Origin of the sequence: Paenibacillus sp. FSL K6-0108 (assembly GCF_045040695.1) — a bacterium.
Lineage (GTDB): Bacteria > Bacillota > Bacilli > Paenibacillales > Paenibacillaceae > Paenibacillus > Paenibacillus pabuli_B.
In genome coordinates this window covers 6474370-6497965 of the sequence record NZ_CP150288.1, presented here as the reverse complement: position 1 = coordinate 6497965, position 23596 = coordinate 6474370, and the positions used below count along the sequence as shown (strand labels likewise).

19 protein-coding genes are annotated in these 23596 nt (G+C 47.8%); all 19 read left to right on the top strand.

Features of this window, described 5'->3' with window-relative positions; genetic code table 11:
• Nucleotides 1-7: 7 nt before the first annotated feature.
• On the top strand, nucleotides 8-1978 hold the full coding sequence (locus MHB49_RS29575; protein WP_247899425.1) for a cbb3-type cytochrome c oxidase subunit I: 1971 nt from the start codon (nucleotides 8-10) through the stop codon (nucleotides 1976-1978).
• Nucleotides 1979-2599: a cytochrome o ubiquinol oxidase subunit III gene (cyoC, locus tag MHB49_RS29570; RefSeq protein WP_247899424.1), complete on the top strand. Its 621-nt coding sequence runs from the start codon at nucleotides 1979-1981 to the stop codon at nucleotides 2597-2599. It abuts the gene before it with no gap.
• On the top strand, nucleotides 2600-2929 hold the full coding sequence (gene cyoD / locus MHB49_RS29565) for a cytochrome o ubiquinol oxidase subunit IV (RefSeq protein ID WP_090904683.1): 330 nt from the start codon (nucleotides 2600-2602) through the stop codon (nucleotides 2927-2929).
• A gap of 216 nt (nucleotides 2930-3145) precedes the next feature.
• The gene (locus MHB49_RS29560; RefSeq protein ID WP_405153975.1) at nucleotides 3146-4162 is read left to right on the top strand and encodes a LacI family DNA-binding transcriptional regulator; all 1017 of its coding nucleotides are present in this window, start codon (nucleotides 3146-3148) and stop codon (nucleotides 4160-4162) included.
• 156 nt (nucleotides 4163-4318) lie between these two features.
• Entirely contained in the window at nucleotides 4319-6649 is a 2331-nt protein-coding gene (locus MHB49_RS29555) for a glycoside hydrolase family 65 protein (protein WP_405153974.1), read from the top strand.
• A gap of 27 nt (nucleotides 6650-6676) precedes the next feature.
• Nucleotides 6677-7966: a sugar ABC transporter substrate-binding protein gene (locus MHB49_RS29550; RefSeq protein ID WP_247899421.1), complete on the top strand. Its 1290-nt coding sequence runs from the start codon at nucleotides 6677-6679 to the stop codon at nucleotides 7964-7966.
• 59 nt (nucleotides 7967-8025) lie between these two features.
• Nucleotides 8026-8922, top strand: a complete 897-nt coding sequence (locus tag MHB49_RS29545; protein WP_247899420.1) for a carbohydrate ABC transporter permease — start codon at nucleotides 8026-8028, stop codon at nucleotides 8920-8922.
• A gap of 14 nt (nucleotides 8923-8936) precedes the next feature.
• Entirely contained in the window at nucleotides 8937-9779 is an 843-nt protein-coding gene (locus tag MHB49_RS29540; protein WP_179265769.1) for a carbohydrate ABC transporter permease, read from the top strand.
• Between the two features lie 56 nt (nucleotides 9780-9835).
• Nucleotides 9836-12031, top strand: coding sequence for a glycogen debranching protein (locus MHB49_RS29535; protein WP_405153973.1), 2196 nt, complete (start codon nucleotides 9836-9838; stop codon nucleotides 12029-12031).
• A gap of 51 nt (nucleotides 12032-12082) precedes the next feature.
• On the top strand, nucleotides 12083-12781 hold the full coding sequence (pgmB, locus tag MHB49_RS29530; protein ID WP_405153972.1) for a beta-phosphoglucomutase: 699 nt from the start codon (nucleotides 12083-12085) through the stop codon (nucleotides 12779-12781).
• Between the two features lie 35 nt (nucleotides 12782-12816).
• Nucleotides 12817-14460, top strand: coding sequence for an alpha-glucosidase (locus tag MHB49_RS29525; protein ID WP_405153971.1), 1644 nt, complete (start codon nucleotides 12817-12819; stop codon nucleotides 14458-14460).
• 491 nt (nucleotides 14461-14951) lie between these two features.
• Entirely contained in the window at nucleotides 14952-15935 is a 984-nt protein-coding gene (locus MHB49_RS29520) for a zinc-dependent alcohol dehydrogenase family protein (RefSeq protein ID WP_405153970.1), read from the top strand.
• A 66-nt stretch (nucleotides 15936-16001) separates the two neighbouring features.
• The gene (locus MHB49_RS29515; protein WP_405153969.1) at nucleotides 16002-16574 is read left to right on the top strand and encodes a biotin transporter BioY; all 573 of its coding nucleotides are present in this window, start codon (nucleotides 16002-16004) and stop codon (nucleotides 16572-16574) included.
• 120 nt (nucleotides 16575-16694) lie between these two features.
• Complete coding sequence (locus MHB49_RS29510; RefSeq protein WP_405153968.1) at nucleotides 16695-17504, top strand: energy-coupling factor transporter ATPase; 810 nt, start codon at nucleotides 16695-16697, stop codon at nucleotides 17502-17504.
• Nucleotides 17489-18352, top strand: a complete 864-nt coding sequence (locus MHB49_RS29505; RefSeq protein WP_247899413.1) for an energy-coupling factor transporter ATPase — start codon at nucleotides 17489-17491, stop codon at nucleotides 18350-18352. Before MHB49_RS29510 ends, MHB49_RS29505 begins: the two co-directional genes overlap by 16 nt.
• A 2-nt stretch (nucleotides 18353-18354) precedes the next feature.
• Entirely contained in the window at nucleotides 18355-19158 is an 804-nt protein-coding gene (locus MHB49_RS29500; RefSeq protein WP_405153967.1) for an energy-coupling factor transporter transmembrane component T family protein, read from the top strand.
• A gap of 23 nt (nucleotides 19159-19181) precedes the next feature.
• Nucleotides 19182-20885, top strand: a complete 1704-nt coding sequence (locus MHB49_RS29495) for an adenine deaminase C-terminal domain-containing protein (RefSeq protein WP_405153966.1) — start codon at nucleotides 19182-19184, stop codon at nucleotides 20883-20885.
• 18 nt (nucleotides 20886-20903) lie between these two features.
• Nucleotides 20904-22409 (top strand): AMP-binding protein, encoded by a 1506-nt coding sequence (locus MHB49_RS29490; protein WP_405153965.1) that lies wholly within the window; start codon nucleotides 20904-20906, stop codon nucleotides 22407-22409.
• Nucleotides 22410-22414: 5 nt separating this feature from the next.
• Entirely contained in the window at nucleotides 22415-23584 is a 1170-nt protein-coding gene (locus tag MHB49_RS29485; protein ID WP_405157269.1) for a thiolase family protein, read from the top strand.
• The last annotated feature ends 12 nt before the right edge of the window (nucleotides 23585-23596 follow it).

The window sequence follows — 23596 nt, the reverse complement described above, 5'->3', positions numbered from 1 at the left end:
GCCCCCAATGTTAGAGAGACTTAAGGAGTTTGCATCGGAGTTTTTCGTTACCGGCGATCCGCTGATTTATGGTGCGGATGTGGCGATCGGAATTACGATGATTACCATCGTAGCGGTGCTGACTTATTTCAAAAAATGGGGCTGGCTCTGGCGTAACTGGTTAACTACCGTCGATCACAAAAAGATCGGTATTATGTATATTATTGCTTCCATTATCATGCTTTTCCGTGGTGGTGTGGATGCACTGATGATGCGTCTTCAGCTAGCTATGCCTAACATGGATTTCTTACATCCCGAGCATTATAATCAGGTCTTCACGACGCACGGTACGATCATGATCCTATTCATGGCGATGCCGTTTATGTTCGGTTTATTTAATGTTATTGTACCGCTTCAAATTGGGGCAAGGGACGTTGCGTTCCCATTCCTTAATGCACTAAGCTTCTGGTTATTCTTCCTGGGAGCAATGCTGTTCAACCTGTCCTTCGTTATCGGTGGTTCACCGGACGCAGGCTGGCTCAGTTATCCGCCTTTATCGGAGCTATCGCATAGCCCGGGGGTAGGACAAAACTTCTATATATGGGGTATTCAGATTTCGGGTATCGGTTCCCTGGCTACCGGTATCAACTTCCTGGTTACCATCATTAAAATGCGTGCGCCAGGCATGAAATGGATGAAAATGCCGATGTTTACATGGTCGGTATTCTCCACTTGTATTATCATTCTGTTTGCTTTCCCAATCTTGACAGTGACACTTGCATTGCTCTTCCTCGACAGGTTTGCCGGGGCGCATTTCTTCACACTTGATCTGGGCGGTAATCCGATGATGTATATCAACTTGATCTGGATGTGGGGTCACCCTGAGGTATATATCGTTGTCTTGCCGGCATTCGGTGTGTTCTCCGAGATTGTAAGTACATTCTCGAAGAAAAAATTGTTTGGTTACAAATCAATGGTATTTGCGATGCTGATCATTAGCTTCCTTTCCTTCTTTACATGGGCGCATCACTTCTTCACGATGGGTTCGGGAGCAGATGTCAATGCATTCTTCGCCGTAACCACGATGTTGATTGCTATTCCGACAGGGGTTAAGATCTTTAACTGGCTGTTTACGATGTATCGAGGCAGGATTTCAATGGCAACTCCGATGTTGTGGACAATTGCCTTTATACCGTGCTTTATTGTTGGGGGTATGACAGGGGTTATGCTATCTGTTGCACCAGCTGACTTTCAGTTCCACAACAGTTACTTCCTGATTGCCCACTTCCACCAAGTGTTAATCGGCGGTGTTGCCTTTGGTTATTTCGCTGGTCTGTATTACTGGTGGCCTAAAATGTTCGGTTTCAAACTGGAAGAGAAACTGGGCAAATGGGCATTCTGGTTATGGAATATCGGTTTCTATGTATGTTTCATGCCGCAATATGCTGTCGGCCTGATGGGGATGACCCGTCGTCTGAGCACATATGGATGGGATACTGGCTGGTGGGAATTAAACTTTGTATCCACAATCGGGGCGTTCCTGATGGGAGCAGGTTTCTTGTTCCAGGTTGCGCAAATCGCAGACGGTATTCGGAAATACAAAACACTCAAAGCATCTGGCGACCCTTGGGGTGGTCGTACGCTCGAGTGGTCAATCCCTTCACCTGCTCCTGAATATAACTTCGCCGTTACACCGCGCGGAGATGATATTGATGAGTGGTGGGAAGAGAAAGAACGTCGTGCTAAAGGGATCTATCCACCTGAACAGCCGCTTGAGCCGATTCATATGCCTAAAAATTCTGCGATCCCGTTCATCATGTCTATATTCTGGTTCATCGCCGGTTTCGGCTTTGTATTCGGATGGCTGTGGATGGCGATTCTTGGACTCGCTGGCGTAGGGATTTGCATGATTGCTCGTTCATTCTCATATGATACGGATTATTATATTCCGGTTGACGAAATTAAGCGTACCGAAGCGTCGTTAAGGGGGTCGGTATAAATGGCTCAAGCAGCCGCAAAGCACGGTCATGACCATGCACATGATCATGACCATGGTCACCATGACCCGCAAGAATTGAAAATACTCGGATTCTGGTTCTTCCTGATTTCCGACGTTATCCTGTTCTCCGTATTGTTCGCAACCTTTATTGTGTTGCGTGACAATACGGCGGGCGGACCTGTGTTGTCTGAATTGATCAAAATGCCTGGCGTTATTGCCGAGACATTTATCTTGCTCACAAGTTCATTTACAAGTGGACTTGCGGTTCTTGCCATGAATCAGGGCAAGGTGAAGCAATTGATCAGCTGGCTGGCAGTTACAGCCGTTCTGGGTGCGAGCTTTATCGCCCTGGAAGTAACGGAGTTTATTGAGTTGATTCATGAAGGGTTCAGTTATACAACTAGTGCAGCTTCTGGTGCATTCTTCACCCTTGTAGGTACTCACGGACTTCACGTATCGCTCGGTCTGATCTGGATGATCGGATTGATGCTGCAGCTGAAAAAACGTGGAATTACCGATGTAACTCGCGGTAAAATTAACGTAATCAGCTTGTACTGGCACTTCTTGGACGTCGTCTGGATTTTCCTCCTGTCGGTCGTCTATCTGATGGGGGTGATGTAGATGGCAGAACATAACTCACATGAATCCCATGGCCACGAGCAGCATGGTTCACTCAAGTCCTATGTCATCGGCTTCATTCTGTCCGTCGTCCTCACAATCATCCCACTTGTGGTGGTTCTGAATGATATGATGGGCAGAACAGCTACACTGGCTGTTGTTTTGGTAACAGCTGCACTTCAGTTCGTGGTTCAACTCTTCTTCTTCATGCATATCCGTGAATCGGAGAAACCACGCTGGAATGTAATGGCTCTGATTTTTGGTCTGTTGATCATGCTGACCATCGTCATTGGTTCTGTCTGGATCATGTTGAACAACACAGTTGCACATTAAGTTTTATGCAATAGCTTAAGGGATCTCCCGACTTTATTAAAAGGTCGGGAGATCTTTTTTCTACCTATTTGATTGAACGGAATGCGGGTAGAATATGTGCAGGAAGAGATGAGTTCCAAAAGGGCAAGAATAATGTCGAAAAAAGTTCTTGATTTTTTTCCTCGAATCCGTATACTCAGAACTATAAGTAATCCGAAACGTTTTGGAGGAAAGCAATTGGCTACAATTAAAGACATATCACAAATGACGGGATTTTCGATTACGACTGTATCCAGAGCTCTGAATGGGTACTCGGACGTCAGCGATAGTACGCGCAAACTGATCAAAGAAGCCGCCGAAACCCTGAACTATAGTCCAAATGGTCTAGCGAGAGGCCTGGTCATGAAGGAAACCAAAACGCTGGGGTTGCTCGTATCAGGCATGACGTACAAAAACATCGATAACAACTTTGTATTCGAAGTGCTTTGCGGTATTAATGACAGCGCTGCTAATTCAGATTATGATCTGATTTTGTTCAGCACGAATACAGCGAAGCAAAAGATGAAAACGTACACACAGCTGTGCAGGGAACGAAAAGTGGATGGTGTCATACTTCAGGGTGTAAAGACGGATGATCCTTATTTGCAGGAAGTATTGGATAGTGACATTCCTTGTGTATTAATTGATATCCCCATTCATAGTGAGTATGTTGGTTTTGTATCAACGAATCACAAACAAAGTGCACAGACTGCTGTAGAGCACCTGATTGGTTTGGGTCATCGGCAGATTGCCATGGTGAACGGTTACCCGGAAGCTTTTGTATCCAAGGAGCGCTATGAAGGATACTCGGATGCAATGAGCAACGCAGGATTGAACTTGAATCCTGAATGGATCGTAAACGGGAATTTTACAGAAGAGGAAGCACAGCAACAAGCTTCAAAGTTGTTGAAGGCTTATCCTGAAATTACCGCAATCTTTTGTGCAAGCGATATGATGGCTCTGGGTGTAATGAAGGCTGCGAATGAACTAAACATCTCAATTCCGGATAGATTATCTGTAGTGGGATTTGATGACATACCAACAGCTGCCTATTTTCATCCACCACTCACCACCATCGGACAGAACATGTATCAGTTGGGACATGAAGCTGCAAATCTGCTGATGGGCATGCTGAGATCGGAAGACAGCCCCAAATTTAATATTTTGCAAAATGAATTGGTTTTGAGATCCTCGACAGCCAAACCAGGTCGCTGAGTTTAGCTGAGAATACGGTTCACGAGGAATTGCAAAATGAACGAGATGAAGAGAGCACCGAAATGTTTTATTAAATCCGAAACGTTTCGGTATTATTTTCAATCAAATCCAAAACGTTTCGGATACCACATAAGATAGACATAGGGGGAATACACATTGCTGAAATACGATGCAGGACAAGGAGAATGGAGTAACTGGCTGGTAACTGAAACCGGGTTTGATCCGGCTCATCAAGGGAAAGGCGAAGCTGTTCTCTCACTTGGAAACGGCTACATGGGACTTCGCTCTGCAACGGACGAGAATTATGTTGGACAGGTGCGGAATTGGTTCGTAGCTGGAACCTTCAATAAGTTTGATGAACATGAAGTAACAGAACTCCCAAATGCAGCAGATGTGACGGAGCTTTCAATCACCCTGAACGGGGAAAACTTCAGCTTGGAAAAAGGAAGAACGATCAGCTACAGTCGTCAACTGAATCTCAAAAACGGTGAGCTCACTCGTAACGTGGTGTGGCAGAGCCCAACAGGAGAAAGCTTTGAACTTCAATTCCGTCGCTTTGTTTCCTTGAGCAACCGTCATCTGGTTGGTTCATCGGTGAGCATCAAGCCACTGGATGGTCAGGCACGTGTTCACATTGCATCCGGTATTAATGGACAATGGACGAACTCGGGTGCACAGCATTTCACGGAAGGCGAAAAACGGATATTTGAAAAGACTTATATTCAAATGACGTCAACGACGACACAATCGGCTATTGATTTTGTAACCAATACAGTGCATCACTGGCAGCTGAATGGTGAAAAGGTTGAGCCGGAATTGCGTCAAACGATGGGACGCCGCAAGGTTGGCATCGAAGGAACAGTGACCGTGGAAGCGGGACAATCGGTAACATTGGAAAAAATCTCGAACGTGCATACCAGCCGTGATCTGGTTTACAGAGACGGTGGATATTCACTGGAGCAGATGCGTGAATCGGCGCTGACGGAGCTGAAGCAAGAGGCTCAAAAAGGGTATAATCAGCTATTTCGTGAAAGCGCTAACGCTTGGGCAGACACCTGGTCCACGTACAACATTGAAGTGGACAGCACAAGTGGATATGACCAGCTTGCCATCCGTTTCGCCATCTATCACCTCGTCATTATGACACCGGCACATGATAATCGCATGGGAATCGGGGCGAAAGGGTTAAGTGGTGAAGGGTACAAGGGACATTCCTTTTGGGATACGGAAATCTTCATCCTTCCATTCTTCATCTACAGCAATCCCAAAATCGCAAGATCCTTACTGGAATATCGATATCAGGGGTTGGATGGAGCCAGAAGCAAGGCCAAGGAGAACGGATTCCAAGGAGCCATGTATCCGTGGGAAGCAGCATGGATCGAAGATGGCGAAGTTACACCGGTATGGGGAGATGTAGATATCGTAACCGGAGAACAGACGAAGATTTGGTCCGGCTTCATTGAACAGCACATTACTTCTGATATCGCTTATGCCGTTTGGCATTATGTGCAATCTACAGGTGATGAGGCGTTTATGGATCAATATGGTTACGAGATCATTTTTGATACAGCAACGTTCTGGGCAAGCCGTCTGGAGTGGGATGAGTCCAAAGGCCGCTATCACATCAATGAGGTTGTTGGACCGGATGAGTATAAGGAACATGTGGACAACAATGCGTTCACCAACCATATGGCTCACTTCAACATGGAGCTCGCCATTCAATATTATGAAAAGCTTCAGCAGGAGAAACCCGAGTTGCTTCAGGCATTGTCTGCGAAGCTTGACCTGACATCTGCTCGGGAAGCATGGAACAAGCTGGATCAAATGTATCTGCCAGGGCCGAATGAACAAGGACTTATTCCACAAGATGATACTTACTTGCAGAAGAAAGTCATTGATCTTACCCCTTATAAAAATCAGACGAAAGTCGCCAGCATCTTTAATGACTACAACCTGGATCAGGTTGGTGAAATGCAAATTTCGAAGCAGGCTGACATCATGATGCTGTTCTTCCTGCTTGAGAATAAATTCGAACCCGATATCAAACGTGCCAACTACGATTACTATGAGGAAAAAACATTGCATGATTCCTCATTGTCCCTGTCGACGCACAGTATTCTTGCCAGTGATTTCGGTGATCGTTCGCTCGCATATGATCTGTTCCGTCGTGCGTCCGAGATTGATCTGGGTCCGCACATGCACTCTTCGGATGCAGGCATCCATTCAGCTTCTCTGGGCGGAATATGGGAATGCGTTGTGATGGGATTCGCCGGAGTTCGCATGTTGGATGGCCAGCTGCATCTCGATCCGAAGCTGCCTGAGTCCTGGAGCAGTCTGAAATTCCCGCTCTACTGGCACAACCAGCTGCTGCATATCACTATCACGTCCGAGGGTATTCTAATTGATAGTGATGCAGAGGAAGAAATTTCTCTCCTGCTGTCCGGAAAGCAAGTTACTTTCAGCAAACGGTTTCAAACCTTGGTTTAATATAAATCCATGTGGGAGGTCAATCAAATGAAAAAAGGGTCTGCAAGTTTGGTCATGATGCTGATTTTGGTATTGGTATTATCTGCGTGTTCTTCATCAGGGGGAAACAACAATGCGGAAGGTGGAAAAGGAGAAAAGGTGAAACTAACCTTCTCCGTGTGGGGAGATGTCAACTCCGGTGCGGATGAAGTGAAGCTTGCGGAAGAGTTCAATGCTGCACACCCGGATATCGAAGTAAAGTTCGAACCTATTCCAAGTGAAGGTTATGGAACAAAACTCACCACATCCCTGGCGGCAGGTCAGGCACCAGACGTATTCCTGGTTGGTGAAGGCGACTACTACAAATACGTTGATAAAGGTGTCATTGAGCCGCTTGATGATTATTTGAGCAAAGACACTGCGTTTAATCTGGATATTTTCCAAAAGGATCTCATTGAAAATATGAAAATTGAAGGCAAACAATACTACTTGCCTAAAGATTTCAACCCACTTGCTCTGTGGTACAACAAACGCATGTTTGATGAAGCGGGAATCCCTTATCCAACAGATGAATGGACTTGGGATGACATGATTGCAACTGCACAAAAACTGACTAAAAAAGATGGCAATAAATATACTCAGTTCGGATTCAACGCAGGCAAATGGGAATATCCGATCTATACGTACCTGTGGGATAACGGTACAGACATCGCGAATGAGGATGGAACAGCTGCGGAAGGCTACATGAACAGTGAAAAAACGATCGCGGCAATGGATAAATACGTCTCTTGGTCTCAAGGAGATAGCCGTGTATCCCCGACGCCACTGGATTCCGAAACACTTGGCGGAGATTCATCAATGTTCATGACAGACAAGCTCGCTATGATGATTACAGGTCGCTGGATCAAAGGTGATCTCGACAAATCTGATGTTCAATATGGTTCTGCACTGATTCCACAAAATACGGACGGTACTCGTTCAAGCATTATCGCAAGTGCGGGTTGGGCGATCAACGCAGCCGGTAAAAATAAAGAAGCAGCTTACGAACTGGTGAAATGGCTCTCGGGTACAGATGCACAGAAGCTTCGCTCTGCAAACGGTAAAGTATTGCCAGCGACTGTGAAAGAACTGGACGAAGTCAAAGCCAAAGAAGTAGCAGACAAACCGGTCATCGAAATGATGGATTATGCTAAAAAACCGGTAACCATGCGTTCTACAAACGGACCTGTGTTTGTTGAAGAATTCACCAAGGCGCTGGAAAAAGTGCTGCTTGGCAAACAGGATGTCAAAGGCGCTCTGGATGAAGCTGCGAAGAACGTTGACAGCAAAATCAAGTAAAAACCATGCGGGTGAGTCGGCGGCCATGCTGATTCACCCTCTTCATCAAGGAGGCTGCTATGCGTAATTCTAAATCCGAGCGTGCCGGGTATTGGTTCATAATGCCCTGGCTTATAGGCTTGTTGCTCTTTACCATTGGTCCAATGTTATTTTCCCTGCTGCTCGCTTTTAGCAAATGGGATATTATTACCGGCGTACAATCGATTGAATGGGTCGGTCTGGATAACTTCAAAACGATGTTTCATGATGAGCTGTTCTATCAGTCGTTGAAAGTTACCTTCATTTTTGCTCTGGTGTCTGTACCGCTCTATCAAGTGGCGTCACTGTTGATCGCCTTGCTGCTGAATATGCGGAATAAAGGGATGAAATTTTTCCGATTGATTTATTTCATGCCATCCATCATTCCAGCTGTAGCAGCATCGATGATGTGGATTATGATTTTCAATCCGGAATACGGCATTCTGAACCGGGCGCTTGCCTTATTCGGCGTGCAGGGACCTGCTTGGCTTCAAGACCCCAGCTATGCGCTGGGCGCACTGATTGTCATGGGCTTGTGGGGCGTCGGCAACACAATCATCATTTATTTGTCCGGCTTGCAGGGGGTTCCCGAAGAGCTGTATGAAGCTGCCAATCTGGATGGCGCGGGACCGTTTCAACGGTTTTTCAACATCACATTGCCTATGATTTCTCCAACGGTATTCTTCAACGTGATTATGGGGATTATCGGCGGATTCCAGTATTTCACACAGGCATTTGTGATGACCAACGGGGGACCGCTGAACTCGACCTTGTTCTATAACCTGTATCTGTACAATAAAGCATTTACCGATTTCGAAATGGGTTATGCTTCGGCACTCTCCTGGGTATTGTTCATCATCATTCTGGCGTTTACGCTGCTGGTCATCCGCAGTTCTTCGATGTGGGTCTATTACCAGGGCGATAACGAAAAGGATTGAGAGGAGGACAAATGATGAATCAAGCAACGACACGGAAACCGGTATACTCGAAACTATTTTCTATGCTCATCCTTATTGCTGGTGCGGCCGTCGTGCTGATCCCGCTGTTATGGACGTTTGCAACGTCTCTTAAAACACCTGCCGAGGTGTTCAAAGATGATTTTTTCCCGGCTGTATGGATGTGGTCCAACTATAAAAATGCCGTTCTGGCCATCCCGTTTTTTACATTTTTGAAAAATACGCTGATTATTCTGATTCCGGTATTAGTCGGTACCGTATTCTCGTCTGCCCTATGTGCGTATGGTTTCGCCCGGTTTAACTTCCGCGGCAAACGCACACTGTTCCTGGTTCTGCTGGCGACGATGATGCTGCCTTCGCAGGTAACGATGATTCCGATGTTCATCATGTTCAAGGAAATCGGCTGGGTTGATACATTTTTACCACTCATTATCCCTGCATTTTTCGGGGGTGGAGCGTTTAACATCTTCCTGATCCGTCAGTTCATGCGCGGTATTCCGCGTGATCTCGATGAGTCCGCTTTCGTGGACGGAGCAAACAAAATGCAGATTTTCATGAGAATCATGCTGCCGCTGTCCATGCCGCCGCTGATTGCTGTTTCCATCTTTACCTTTATGGGCGTATGGAATGACTTCCAGGGACCGCTCATTTATTTGAACTCCAGTGAAAAGTATACGCTGGCTCTCGGATTGTCCATGTTCAAAGGGTTGTATAACGTGGAATGGAACATGTTAATGGCTGCAACAATGCTGATTATGCTTCCACCACTCATTGTATTCTTTGTTGCACAAAAATACTTTATTGAAGGCATTTCCATCTCTTCTGCAATCAAGGGCTAATCGTCCGTATTAGTAGAAGAGATAAGCGGTAAGCCAAACCGCAGAGGAGGACTACCATGGCCACATTAACAAGCAGACATCCTTTTAATTTGTATTATAACGCAGGTGAATATGTAAAAATTTGCGGTACTCAGGACGGATACTTTCCCGATTTTGGGCATCATATGGCTAACGAAATGGGCGGGGTATGGCTGCATCCGATCAAGCTGCTGGACGGCTTCTGGTTGAAGGTAACTGATCTGGATCGCAACATTGCCGTATGGGCAAGGGCCGACGGATTCACCAGCGAGTCGTGGGGAGGAAGCCGGTTCGACTATGATCACGGATTGAGCCACATTCCGGTATCTATCGAACGGAGTCAGTTTGCCCCTGATTATGAAAAAGGAATGGTCGCAGAATATGAGATCAGCGCTTACGGCAAAGGAACAACTCGGCTCAAGCTGGAGCTGCTGTCACGTACCGATCTCCGTCCAGTGTGGTATTCCGATGAGATCGGAATTATCCCAGGAGCGGGCGAAAAGGCAGAAGCCATTACTTCGCGCAAAGTCATCGTCAAAGATGATACCCAAGACTGGTACGCCATGATTGGAAGTGACCTGCCTGGAACGGAAACGACAGTTGGTCCTGAAATTTACGGACCGGAACTGACGGCAGGCAAGGGAATAGGCATTTCTTTTATAACCGAATGCACGCTGGAGGAGAAGGATGTGTTTCGCTTCCGGTTATTTGTTGCCGGTTCGGAGTCGTCCCGTGAAGCCTGTGAGCAGACTTATGCAACCATCGAACGTGACCACGTCAGTCTGAAAGAGCAGAAGCAGCAGCTCTACGACAAGTTGGATCAGCGCGCAGTACTGACTATTGAAGGCGAAGATGAGTTGAACGAGCAATTTGCCTGGGTGAAGCGCAATAATCAGTGGCTGGTGCAGCAAGTAGACGGAATCGGTCGCGGATTGACGGCAGGTGGACCCACGTATCCGTGGTGGTTCGGCTGTGACAGTACGTATGCACTTCAGGGTGTGCTTGCTACAGGAGACCATCAATTGGTGCGGGATACGCTTAATCTGTTGCTGGAGAAGTCCAAGGAAGCGAACGGTAATGGACGTTTTGTGCATGAAGTGACCACCATGGGAGCCGTATCTAATCGCGGCAACACGCAGGAAACGGCACACTATATCGCCTTTGTATGGGAAATGTTCCTGTGGACCGGAGACGATGCACTTCTGCGCGAGCATTATGACTACTGTGTCCAGGGAATCGACTGGCTGCTGGGTGAGATGGACCCGGATGGGGACCTGTTCCCTTCCGGTTACGGCATCATTGAGATTGCCGGATTGAATATGGAACTGATTGATAGTGCCGTATATACAGCGAAGGCTCTTCAGGCGCTGGAGCACATGAGTCTCTATTTGGGTGAAACGAAGCGGCACCAGACCTATCAAAAACTGGCCGAACAAGCGGTACGTGCGGTGAATGATGTGTATTGGTCTGAAAAAGACAGTCTCTATACGGATGCCGTTGCACCTATTTCCGATATTGTACCCAAGGTGGATTATATGGTTTCTCTCGCTGAAAAGCAAGGAATCACAGACTATCGGGAGTACGTGGAAGGATTGCTGGCCGATGCAGGCGAGAATCAGAAAGACCGCGGTTGGCTGCTGAACAAAAACTGGGTCATTGTCACTCCAATGGAAGCAGGAATTGCTGATCAGGACAAAGCACAGCGTGCGCTCGAAGCGATGCGAAATCGCGATTTCATCGGCGAATATGGTACGTATCTTGCTGCCATGTATCAACAGGGCACGATGACAATCTCTACGGGAGCACATGCGGTTGCAGAAGCGGCGTACGGGCATCCGGATCACGCACTCGATTTACTGCGCCGGATGGGGAAAAGCTTCTCACGTGTACTGCCGGGTTCATTCTCGGAGATGTCCCCGGACTACGGCTGTGTCGTGCAGGCGTGGACCATCTATGCACTGGCTGTACCTGTGGTACGACATTTCTTCGGCGTTCAACCGGAAGCACAGCATCGTCGTGTGATCTTATCACCTGATATGCCGCAGGCATGGGAACACAAAACATGCAGTCTGGAGCATCTAATGGTAGGCGATGCAGAGTTCGATATTCATTTTGAATCCCGTGAGGGCAAACGGGTTGCGAGCATTTCGAACCCTTCGGGCTGGACGGTTGTTCTGGACTGGAAGGGCGAAAGACGGGAAAGCAGCGAGAAACAAATTGAATGGCAACTGTAAATGTTTTTTGTTGAACTCATATAGAGCAATGACATGGGGAGGAACGGAAAGATGAAAGGGAACGGAGCACTTCAAGCCGTTATTTTTGATTTGGATGGTGTCATTACCGACACGGCGGAGTACCATTATGTAGCGTGGAAAAAGCTGGGGGAATCGCTGGATATTCCGTTTGATCGGGAGTTCAACGAGCAGTTAAAGGGCATTAGCCGCGGAGAGTCGCTGGCGCGCATTTTGCGTCTGGGTGGCAAGGAAGATGCGTTTTCGGCTGAGGAAAAGGAAGAATTCGCACAGCGTAAAAACAAACATTACGTTTCGCTGCTGGACTCGCTGACACCAGAGCACACTTACCCTGGAATTCGGGAATTGCTGATGGAACTGCAAGCCTCCGGTATTCCTGCGGTGATCGCTTCGGCGAGCAAAAATGCTCCTCAAATTCTGAAGGCGCTGGAGTTGGACTCACTGTTCAGCTATGTGGTTCATCCGGATTCCGTACCACACGGCAAACCAGCACCTGATCTGTTCCTGCGCGGCGCGGAAGAAGTGGGTGCTGACGTTAAAGCCTGCATCGGCATCGAGGATGCGCAAGCCGGTATTGAGGCCATCAAAGCCGCAGGCATGATCGCTGTGGGTATTGGCGAAGAAGCTGTGCTTAAAGGTTCAGGTGCGAATGTGGTGTTGAAGGATACGACACAGCTGACGTTATCTTTTCTGGAGAGCACGTTGAGAGAGAACTCGTTGAAAGAAGTTTAATAAACCAAAATATGCAAGAAAGGGGGAGATACAGCATGAACCGGGCATGGTGGAAAGAAGCTGTGGTGTATCAGGTTTACTGGCGAAGCTTCTTGGATGCGAATGGGGACGGCATCGGGGATTTGGAAGGTTTGATGCTCAAGCTCGACTATATCAAAAGTCTGGGGATAGATGTCATCTGGCTTAATCCCATTTATGAATCGCCGGACAAAGATAACGGATATGACATAGCGGATTATTACCGCATCATGGCGAAAGCCGGAACGATGGAGCAGTTCAGGCAGTTGCTGGACAAGGTCCATGCACTGGGCATGAAGCTCATTATGGATCTGGTGGTTAATCATACATCAGAGCAGCATGCATGGTTTGAAGAATCGCGTTCTTCTGTCGATCATCCGAAACGGGACTGGTATATCTGGAAGCCGGGTAAGACGGATGGACCGCCGAACAACTGGCGCTCCTATTTTGAACCGTCAACGTGGACTTTCGATGAGCGAACGGGAGAGTATTACTTCCATTCCTTTGCGAAGGAGCAGCCTGATCTGAATTGGGAAAATGCTGAACTGCGTCAGGAGATCTATCGGATGATGCGTTTCTGGCTGGATCAGGGCATTGACGGCTTCCGTATGGATGTCATTAATCTGCTCGCCAAGCTGGAAGGCTTCCCAGATGCGGAGCATCCGGAGCATATTGAATATCTGGGCAATAATCCGGGCATTCATGAATATTTGCAGGAAATGAATCGGGAGGTTCTCCAGCATTATGACATTATGACCGTGGGAGAAATTCCGTTTGTTACACCAGAGGATGGCCTTCTGTATGTGGGGGATAACCGGAAAGAGCTGCATACGTTATTCCATTTCCAGGTGGCGGATGACATGCCTACTTGGGATCTGGCACGGTACAAGGAAATTCAGGAGAGCTGGTATGAAGCGTTCCGTAATGAAGGTTGGAACTCCCAGTTCCTGAACAATCACGATCACACAAGGCAGGTTTCGAGGTACGGCAATGATGGACAATACCGCGTGGAATCGGCCAAACAACTGGCGACCATGATTCATACTCTTCCGGGAACACCGTATGTATTCCAGGGAGAGGAGATCGGCATGACGGGTGTCCGGTTCTCTTCCATTGATGAATATCACGATATTGCAATGAAGAACAAATATAAGGAAGAAATCGGTAAAGGCCGTGCTCCGGCTGAAGTGCTCCGAAGTCTTCAGCCGCTGAGCCGAGATAATTCCCGTACACCAATGCAGTGGAATGGCAGCAAGCACGCCGGTTTTACCGAAGGGCAGCCGTGGATGCAGGTGAACCCCAACTATGAAGAGCTTAATGTGGAGCGGGATTTGGCCGCGCAGGACTCCATATTTGCATATTACCAGCAGCTGATTGCCCTGCGTAAAACGCACGCGGTTATGGTCTATGGAGATTATCGCGACCAATCGGCAGGGGAAGAGCATGTATATGCATATAGCCGCAGTCTGGATGGAGAGACATGGCTTGTTATGCTCAATCATTCGGACCAGGAGCAGTCCTATCGTCTGCCTGCTTCCTTCGCTGATCGAACCACGAATGCCCGCTTAATTATTGGCAATCTGGATCGGTCAACCTCCGATGAGGTTAGAAACGGCACCGTTCGTTTGCGTCCTTATGAGGCGCTCATTTACTCCTTATAATACATCGCAAGTTACCTGAGCCTGGCGGGGATTTCCCGTCAGGTTCTTTGATTTATTTTTGTCGAAAAAAATCTAACGAAATACACAAAAGATAAAAAAAGTTGGTATACGTCATAATAAGTTGTTGCATGTAAAATATTCCAATGATATTGTTGTTTTGTACCAGTTTTCGCCAGTTAAACGAATTTCCACTACTCCCTCTTCAGTAAGCCGTGTTTTCCTACATAAATATAATTTCATTCGGTTGCATAGTTAAATCCATAATCCATAACTGAGAATCATGAACCATTTGCGTCACTTGTTATACTGTTTGGAATCGGACGCACCTTACTCCATGGGAGTAGCTTGTTCTTCATCAGAATGGTGTAAGTTCACTCAGCGTAGTTCTTCCTTCACTTTCTTGCGTTAGCTGGAATCCATTTTATGGCGTATCATGTTTATACTTCTATTGTTATCTATGAAAAAATGAATTCAGGAGTTGAAATAAAATAATGAAGGCCAAGGTTATACGTTATTATCGTTTTGGCGACCCGAGCGAAGTACTGTGCATAGAGGAGAAGGAGCTGGTGCCCCCCGGCCCCGGTGAATTATCGGTAAGGATGCGCGCTCGGCCCATTAATCCCTCAGATGTCATCCCCGTCCGAGGTGCATATCCGCACCGGACGGTATTGCCAGCTGTACCTGGGTTCGAGGGAGTTGGGGTAGTGGAGGCGGTAGGGCCGGGAGTATCCACTCAACTGTTGGGTCGACGCGTCTTGCCGCTGAAAGGCGAGAACACGTGGCAGGAAGTAGTGAAAACGTTGGATCGACATGCGATCTTCGTGCCCGATGAAATTAATGACGAGTCGGCAAGTCAGATCTACATTAACCCGATAACCGCTTGGCTGATTTGTATGGATATGCTTCAGCTTACGTACGGGGATACTTTAATCGTCAATGCGGGTGGTTCCGCAATCGGGCGAATTTTTGCACAGTTATCGAAAATTTTGGGATTCCGTATGATTGCGCTTACAAGGAATGATCGCCATACTGCTGAATTATATCGCCTCGGGGCATATTCTGTCCTGAATACGATGGAAGAGTTGTTGCAGGAGAGAATTGCAGAAATAACGGAGGGATGTGGTGCTAGTGCTGCTGTCGACTGCATCGGAGGGACAGACGGAGAGCGGCTCGTAAGTTTTCTAAGGCCTCATGGCACGGTAATAAGCGTCGGACTTCTCTCAGGCATCGCCCCGATATGGCATGAAGCCACTCAAGGAACGCAAGTTAAAGTTAAACTCTTTTGGCTGAAGCACTGGGTAGAGCGATGCTCGCAAGAACGGTGGGAACAGGTATTCAATGAAGTGATTGAGCTAGTTCGGAACGGCCGACTATTGATGGCAAACATTGGGCCGACGTATGAGCTTACCAATGTGAAACAGGCCATTGCAGCCGCTGAATCAAGCATCCTTGGAAAGGTTCTTTTATTAAGTTAATACATACTACACCACTGAATTGATATTCCAGAGATAACCATTCTATTAATATGGGAGGAATTTTTTGTGAAGATTAGAGAAATGATGTTTACGGCGATTATGGCAGCAGTTATCGCAGTACTGGGGCTCTTACCGCCTATTCCTCTTCCGTTTATTCCAGTGCCTATTACGGTGCAGACACTGGGCGTCATGCTGGCAGGCAGCATACTTGGCGCTAGATTGGGAGGATTAAGTCTCTTACTCTTTGTCATTCTCATTGGTTTGGGGGCACCGTTGTTATCGGGTGGCAGGGGAGGCTTATCCGTTCTGATTGGCCCTACAGGCGGATATGTTCTTAGCTATCCAGTAGCGGCATTCGTAATTGGATTCATGGTTCAACGCACATCCACTACAGGCATGAAATTCTGGAAGTTTCTCCTCAGCAACGTTGTTGGAGGAATCTTAGTTGTGTATGCTGTCGGCGTTCCATTCCTATCCATTATCACGGATGTACCGATTGCAAAGGCAGCAATAGGCAACCTTGTTTTCATTCCAGGAGATCTGCTCAAAGCCGTACTTGCTTCACTCATTGCCGTTAGAATCCTCAAGGTAAGTCCTACGATGATTCAGGAGACCAGGAGCCAAGCTCCAAGGGCTTAATCGACGTCCCAATATGAAGAACAAGATGTATCGGATTTAAGCAACCGTTTATTTAGATCAGGACTCGATTCCATAAGCGCTTCTCTGAGTAAATCGCGCTTTAGCGACGGAGGGACAATTGTGATCCAATTTTCAAATGTAACATTCGGCTATGCGAACCGTGCAACAATGTTGAATGAGATAAGCCTGAGAATTAATCCTGGGGAATATGTGGCTTTTGCCGGAAGGAACGGAGCAGGGAAATCCACCATTGCAAGGTTAATGAACGGACTGCTCCGCCCTACGGCGGGCCAAGTAACCTATAAAAATTATGCGACGTCCAATGAAGATGACTTAGGCATCATTCGCCAGAGGATCGGGATGATCTTTCAGAATCCTGAGAATCAGATTGTTGCCTCTACGGTGTTTGAAGATATTGCTTTTGGTTTGCAGAACGTTTGCGTTCCCACTGGCGATATCGAGCGTCGCGGAACAGAGGCGCTAAGACAGGTAAGCATGTTGGATTACCGTAATGCGGACATTTATTCGTTATCAGGCGGTCAAAAGCAGCGTATTGCTATTGCGGGTGTTCTTGCCATGGAGCCCGAAGTTATCGTTTTTGATGAATCAACCTCGATGCTGGATCCGGAAGGCAAGGAGCAGATCGCGCTTCTTATGAGGGAACTACACAAAGAAGGTATTACGATTGTAACGATCACGCACGACGTAGAGGAGATTGCAGCGGCATCAAGAGTCATTGTGCTAGACCAGGGTGCTATTTGTTACGATGGAACACCGGAAGAGTTGTTCCAGAACGAATACCGGCGAATTCCCGGTTTAGCTGCCCCGTTTGTCGTGGAGGCAAGAGAGACATTGCGCCGGGAAGGGCTCCAGCTTTCCTCATCACTAACTCTGGAAGATTTGGTGGTTGATTTATGCAAATTACGCTAAGAGAGGTTTCCTTTATGTATCATTCCGGGACGCCACTGCAAAATAATGTCTTGGACAATATCACACTCACTATGGGGAGTAACCGCATCATTGCTGTCGTCGGAAGAACAGGCTCAGGAAAATCGACCTTCGTACAGCTAATTAACGGGCTTCTGCAACCCACGGCCGGAACGGTCGAAATCGGATCAATTCGAATTACGAACGGCAAGAAGCGAGCACAGGTCCTCTACGACAAAGTAGGCATTGTATTTCAATTACCGGAGCATCAGCTGTTCGAGGATACGGTATTAAAGGATGTCTCGTTTGGGCCCAAAAATTTGGGTTGGCCTGCAGAAAAGGTTCGAAGTAAATGTTTAGAGGCGTTGAGCAAGGTTGGTCTAAACGAATCATTTTGCGAGCGCTCCCCCTTTGAACTCAGTGGTGGGGAGAAACGGAGAGTCGCCATTGCGAGCGTGTTGGCTATGGACCCGGAGGTTCTTATTCTCGACGAACCGACTGTTGGGCTGGATTCGGAAGGGAAAGAACAACTTATGGAACTGTTCCGCTCCTGGCAGCAGGAAAAGGAACGCACGATCATTATGGTGACACACGATATGGAGATTGTGGCTGAATATGCCGATGAGGTGGTTGTATTCGAACGAGGCCAGGTCCAAACCAAAACAGATCCGCTGACGTTATTCTCTGAATACCGAAACGAGCTGAATGATATGGGGCTGAAGTTACCCCAAGCGCTCCAACTCGTTGAAGCCTTAAACGCAAAATTGAACACCTCGTTGGAGCTGAAATCAACGAAGAAGGAATGGATTTTAAAGTATATCGCGGATTGCTTCCAAAGGAAGGAATTATAGTTATGTCCTTATCTCAATCATTTATCATTGGTCAGTATATTCATCGCGACTCCATCATTCACCGACTTGATCCGAGAGCCAAACTTACGATCGTTTTTCTCTTTATGCTGTCAGTCATGCTGCTAAAATCGTGGATTTCGTATGCACTGTCCGCGGCGTTGGTCGTGGGCGTGGTAACTGTATCACAAATTCCAGCCTCCTATATTATCAGGGGGTTAAAACCTGCGTGGCTGATCGTCCTGGTTACATCTTTGTTTCACATCTTCTTGACTCAAGGGGATCGATTGTTGTTTGAGGCTGGGGCAATTACGATCTACGAGGAAGGTGTCGTCAAAGCAGGCAGCATTGCCATTCGAATCATTCTTCTTCTTGTCATAGCCTCCTTGTTGACGCTCACAACGAAACTGAGCGATCTCACTCAGGCTATCGAAGAATTGTTGAATCCCGTGAAGCGGTTTGGTGTCCCTACACAGGAAATTGCAATGATGATCTCGTGGACTATTCGTTTTATCCCAATCCTTATCAATGAGACGGATACGATTATGAAGGCGCAGCGCGCAAGAGGTGTCAGCTTTAATTCCGGCAATATAGTAAGGCGGCTGCAGAGTTTTATTCCCATCGTGGTGCCCATTTTGCTGTTGTCGTTCCAGAAAGCCGAAAGTGCTTCGCTAGCAGTCGAGGCCCGCGGCTATAGCCCCGGAATGAATCGGACGCAGCTGAGAACGTTATCCCTCAAGAAGCTGGACTATAAGGTAATAGCTGTATCCATTCTTTGCTTCGCTTTGCTGTTTGTACTACGAAGGTGAGGTAATCTATGAGAATTTACCCGATGAATATCAATGAATATCGCAAACTTATTTCGGTATCTATGGGCGATCAACCTGCGACGGTGTGGCTGAAGCAGGTATCATACTTGAACGTATACACCGGGGAAGTCGAGCAAGCGAATATCTATCTGTCTGATAGTCGCATTGCCTACGTGGGACCGAAGGAACTGCCCATATCTTCTAACACCCAAGTAGTTGAACTGGAACGCGGCCATATTATCGTGCCTGGATATATTGAACCCCACGCCCATCCATGCCAAATGTATAATCCGTTTACTTGGGGAGAGGCTCTGCTTCGAGATGGCACAGTTCTGTCGATTAACGACAACTTGACTTTACTTATGCTTCTAGGGAATGATGCGTTGCAGTTCATCGAGAAGCTGGAGCAGGAGAGCAGTCATATGTTCCTGTGGTGGTGTAACATTGACAGGCCCGATCTGGTCGACCAATCGACCATGGAGGCGTGGTTGCAGCATAATCGAGTGATACAGTGCGGGGAGTTAACAGAATGGCCGAAGCTGCTCCAAGGCGATGAAGAATTAATTGAAAGGCTTTATCTTGCGAAGCGGCATCACCGGATGAGGGCGGAAGGTCATTTACCGGGGGTATCCTACGAAAAAATCAGCGCCATGGCTGCAGCAGGTATCGGGGCAGATCATGAATCACTCCATGCAGAAGATGTGCTCAAGCGGTTGCGAGCCGGACTTTACGTGGCCCTTCGATACTCTTCGATCCGTCCGGATTTACCTGACATCCTTAAGGGGATGGGCCATGATTCACGATTCAACTTGAATCGAATGATGCTTACCAGCGATGGTCCGTCACCGAACCTTGTGGAGAAAACGAGCTCCGCCAGCATGATCAAGATGTGCCTGGAAGCAGGAATACCCATGGCGGAGGCCTATCGTCTAGCTACTTTAAATCCCGCGGTCTATTATGGCTTGGAAGAAGACTTGGGTGGGATTGCGCCAGGCAGATTGGCTTGCTTGAACGTCCTGACCTCCATTAACGAACCTGTACCACTGCATGTCATGCAACGAGGGGAGTGGGTGGTCCGCAATTGGCGGCGAGTATCGGAGCCCGACGATACAGCGATATCCACATGGCTTCGCAAGGTCTTTCCATCCCGACGAACGTTCGTTAACTTAAGGCTGGAACAGATGGAAATCCAGACAGATACCGGGATCGAGCTTGTCAACGATGTCATTACGAAGCCATACCACTTTGATCTCCGTTCAGAATTGGAAACAGATGAAAACTGGATGACACTGCTGGATGCCAACGGTGATTGGATGATAAACACTCGAATTAAGGGCTTCGCAACCGGTGTTGAGGCATTGGCGAGCACGTACAACGCGTCGAACGACACGCTCCTGCTCGGACGCTCGCCGTCTGCAATGTGCGAAGCATCTCGGGAGCTTCAACTTCACGGGGAAGGCATCTTGGTGTATTTCGTTGATGGAGAGAAGGTGTACATCCCCCTTCCATTGAGTGGAGCTATGAGTTTAGAGAGGATGGAGTCGGTTGGTACTCGTGTGGATCAGCTTAACCAGAAGATGCGTGCCCACGGTTACCGCTTCACCGATCCTTTGTATTCCTTGCTATTTCTGACGGCTTCACATTTGCCACATATTCGCGTATCCGAAAAGGGGCTGTACCTGGTGAAAACAGGTGAAACGTTGTTTGCGGCTACACCGCTTAGTTAACCCATTAAGGAGGGTGAGATGATGTTACTAGCTGAAGCAGTACGGATGCACGCTGCCCAATATCCTGAGAAAATTGCAATTTTTGAGGATGTACGGCAGATTTCCTACGGGCAGTTATACAACGGTATAAAGGTAGCAGCCCATGAACTCCTTGCCCGCGAGGACGATTTTGGCAAGGGGAGCATGCCTCTTGTCGGTTTGTTGATGACCAATAGTTCCACGATGATCGAATTCTTCCTTGCAGCTACGAAGATCGGACTATGTGCAGCTGTGTTTGATCCCAACTGGAGCGATAAGAATTTGGCCGATGTTATCCGCGAATGCGAGCCTTGTGTGCTTGTAATAGATGTGGAGTTGCTCCCTAGAATACAAAATCTTCCGGTCTTATCGAGGGTGATACCTATAGATGTGAACAAGCCTCGTCCTCACTTGGGGGAAGTGGCTGAATCGCAGCGTTCTTCTGCGGAAGAGAGCTTATTCTATATGGGGTACACTTCGGGAACGACTGGGCGCCCCAAAGGATTTCTTCGTACTCAGAAGTCTTGGATCGATAGCTTCTCATATGCATGCGAGACGTTCGGACATGACGTGAAAGATCATGTATTTGCACCGGGGTCTTTAGTCTATTCCCTTACGTTGTATGCAGCCATCCAAACAATGTATATCGGTGGATCATTCCATCTGACAAGCAAGTTTCGAGCGGAGTTCGTCCTGGAGACGATAGCATCACATCCGATTACCCACCTCTACCTCGTGCCCACAATGTTTGAGGCCCTTTACAAAGAATTTACCACTCGTGGTTCAGTTTCTGTCTCACCGACAGTCAGATCGCTCATTACGTCCGGTGATAAATGGACGGCCGAATCGAAGCGGAAGGTAACGCAGCTCTTTGAACATGCAGGATTATACGAGTTTTATGGTGCATCCGAGCTAAGTTTCGTCACCGTGCTGGACCCGGAGGGCAACCGGAAAAAACCGGATTCCATCGGTAAGCCTTTTACCGGTGTGGAAATTTCACTTCGTAAGGTGGACAATACGGAAGCGGAAGAAGGCGAGGTAGGGCAAGTGTATGTGAAGAGTCCGATGATCTTTGCAGGTTATTACGGCAACGAAGAAGAGACAAAACAGGTCGTTCATGGGGAGTGGGCAACGGTAGGGGATCTCGCCAAACGTGACTCTGAAGGATATTTGTATCTGGTCGGTCGGAAGAAAAACATGATTATTAGCGGTGGGCTTAATATATATCCGGAGGAAATTGAGAAGGTGCTGTCAATGTATGATCCAATCGAGGAGGTTGCGGTCGTTGGAATAACGGATCCGTACTGGGGACAAAAGGTGACTGCCCTCGTAAAGCTCAGAGCGGGGGCCGAGGCTAGTGATGATGAAATAGTCTCGTTTTGCCGTCGCGAGCTTGCCAGCTACAAATGTCCAAAGGAAATTATTCGGGTGAAGGCTTTCCCATATACGACAAGTGGGAAAATCTCGCGAGCAAAGATTAGTGGATTACTGGGATTAGAAATATGAGCGAGATGTCGATCCCTGTGATTCTCTCGGCGAAGCGGACCGCAATAGGTAAATACGGCAGTGTGTTCAAGGAGACGCCGCCGGAGATGCTGGCGGCAGAAGTCATTCAGGCCATTTTAAGAGAAATTCCGATTCCCCCCGGAGACATCGATGACGTTCTACTGGGAAATGTGGTGGGTCCAGGAGGCAATATTGCCAGATTATCCGCTTTGCAAGCTAATCTTCCCGTAGAGGTACCCGGAGTGACTGTTGACCGTCAATGCGGATCGGGCCTCGAGGCAATTCATTTGGCGGCAAGGCTGATTCAATCAGGTGCTGGAGAAGTATATCTGGCGGGTGGTGTGGAGAGCACAAGCCGCGCCCCCTGGAAGCTGGAGAAACCGCTGTCCCTATACGGGAGTATGACACCTCAAGTGTTTACTCGTGCAAGGTTTAGTCCTGATTGTATAGGAGACCCCGATATGGGCACCGCAGCCAACAACGTTGCTAAAAAGTATGGTGTTACTAGAAGCGATCAGGACCAGTATGCTCTTGAGAGCCATAGAAAAGCGGTTGCTTCGATCCAAAGCGGGCGTTTCCAAGGCGAGATAGTTCCGTTTTCTATCATGGTGGATAGAAAGCTGAGAATCGTTGATACAGACGAATGCCCTCGCGAGAATACGACACTGGAGAAGCTTGCTGCGTTGCCTCCTGCTTTTGAACGGGACGGGACGGTGACGGCTGGAAATGCATGTCCATTAAATGATGGGGCTTCTATCGTCTTGATGATGTCCATGAGAAAAGCGATATCCTTGGGACTCCAACCCGTAATGAAATTTATCGACAGTGCGTCGGCTGGTGTTGATCCGAACTACTTGGGTATCGGTCCAGTTCCCGCAGTACGTAAGTTGTTGAGCCGCAATCAGATCGCAATGGATGACATTGATATAGTTGAATTTAATGAGGCATTTTCTTCGCAAGTTCTGGCATCTCTGAGAGAACTGCAAATACCAGTCGACATCGTCAACGTAGGAGGAGGGGCACTTGCACTGGGGCATCCGTTTGGGGCATCAGGAGCAATTCTGGTCACCCGCCTTTTCAGTGAGATGAAACAAACGCAGGTGTCTCGCGGAATCGCCACACTGGGCATCGGTGGTGGGATCGGGCTTGCGTCGTTGTGGGAGAAATGCGAATAGGAGGAATTGGCA

What these genes read in the sequence shown, in the direction of transcription:
- MHB49_RS29575 (WP_247899425.1), top strand. Translation starts at nt 8, where the DNA reads ATGTTAGAGAGACTTAAGGAGTTTGCATCGGAGTTTTTCGTTACCGGC.
- cyoC (WP_247899424.1), top strand. Translation starts at nt 1,979, where the DNA reads ATGGCTCAAGCAGCCGCAAAGCACGGTCATGACCATGCACATGATCAT.
- cyoD (WP_090904683.1), top strand. Translation starts at nt 2,600, where the DNA reads ATGGCAGAACATAACTCACATGAATCCCATGGCCACGAGCAGCATGGT.
- MHB49_RS29550 (WP_247899421.1), top strand. Translation starts at nt 6,677, where the DNA reads ATGAAAAAAGGGTCTGCAAGTTTGGTCATGATGCTGATTTTGGTATTG.
- MHB49_RS29545 (WP_247899420.1), top strand. Translation starts at nt 8,026, where the DNA reads ATGCGTAATTCTAAATCCGAGCGTGCCGGGTATTGGTTCATAATGCCC.
- MHB49_RS29540 (WP_179265769.1), top strand. Translation starts at nt 8,937, where the DNA reads ATGAATCAAGCAACGACACGGAAACCGGTATACTCGAAACTATTTTCT.
- MHB49_RS29535 (WP_405153973.1), top strand. Translation starts at nt 9,836, where the DNA reads ATGGCCACATTAACAAGCAGACATCCTTTTAATTTGTATTATAACGCA.
- pgmB (WP_405153972.1), top strand. Translation starts at nt 12,083, where the DNA reads ATGAAAGGGAACGGAGCACTTCAAGCCGTTATTTTTGATTTGGATGGT.
- MHB49_RS29525 (WP_405153971.1), top strand. Translation starts at nt 12,817, where the DNA reads ATGAACCGGGCATGGTGGAAAGAAGCTGTGGTGTATCAGGTTTACTGG.
- MHB49_RS29520 (WP_405153970.1), top strand. Translation starts at nt 14,952, where the DNA reads ATGAAGGCCAAGGTTATACGTTATTATCGTTTTGGCGACCCGAGCGAA.
- MHB49_RS29505 (WP_247899413.1), top strand. Translation starts at nt 17,489, where the DNA reads ATGCAAATTACGCTAAGAGAGGTTTCCTTTATGTATCATTCCGGGACG.
- MHB49_RS29500 (WP_405153967.1), top strand. Translation starts at nt 18,355, where the DNA reads ATGTCCTTATCTCAATCATTTATCATTGGTCAGTATATTCATCGCGAC.
- MHB49_RS29495 (WP_405153966.1), top strand. Translation starts at nt 19,182, where the DNA reads ATGAATATCAATGAATATCGCAAACTTATTTCGGTATCTATGGGCGAT.
- MHB49_RS29490 (WP_405153965.1), top strand. Translation starts at nt 20,904, where the DNA reads ATGATGTTACTAGCTGAAGCAGTACGGATGCACGCTGCCCAATATCCT.
- MHB49_RS29485 (WP_405157269.1), top strand. Translation starts at nt 22,415, where the DNA reads ATGTCGATCCCTGTGATTCTCTCGGCGAAGCGGACCGCAATAGGTAAA.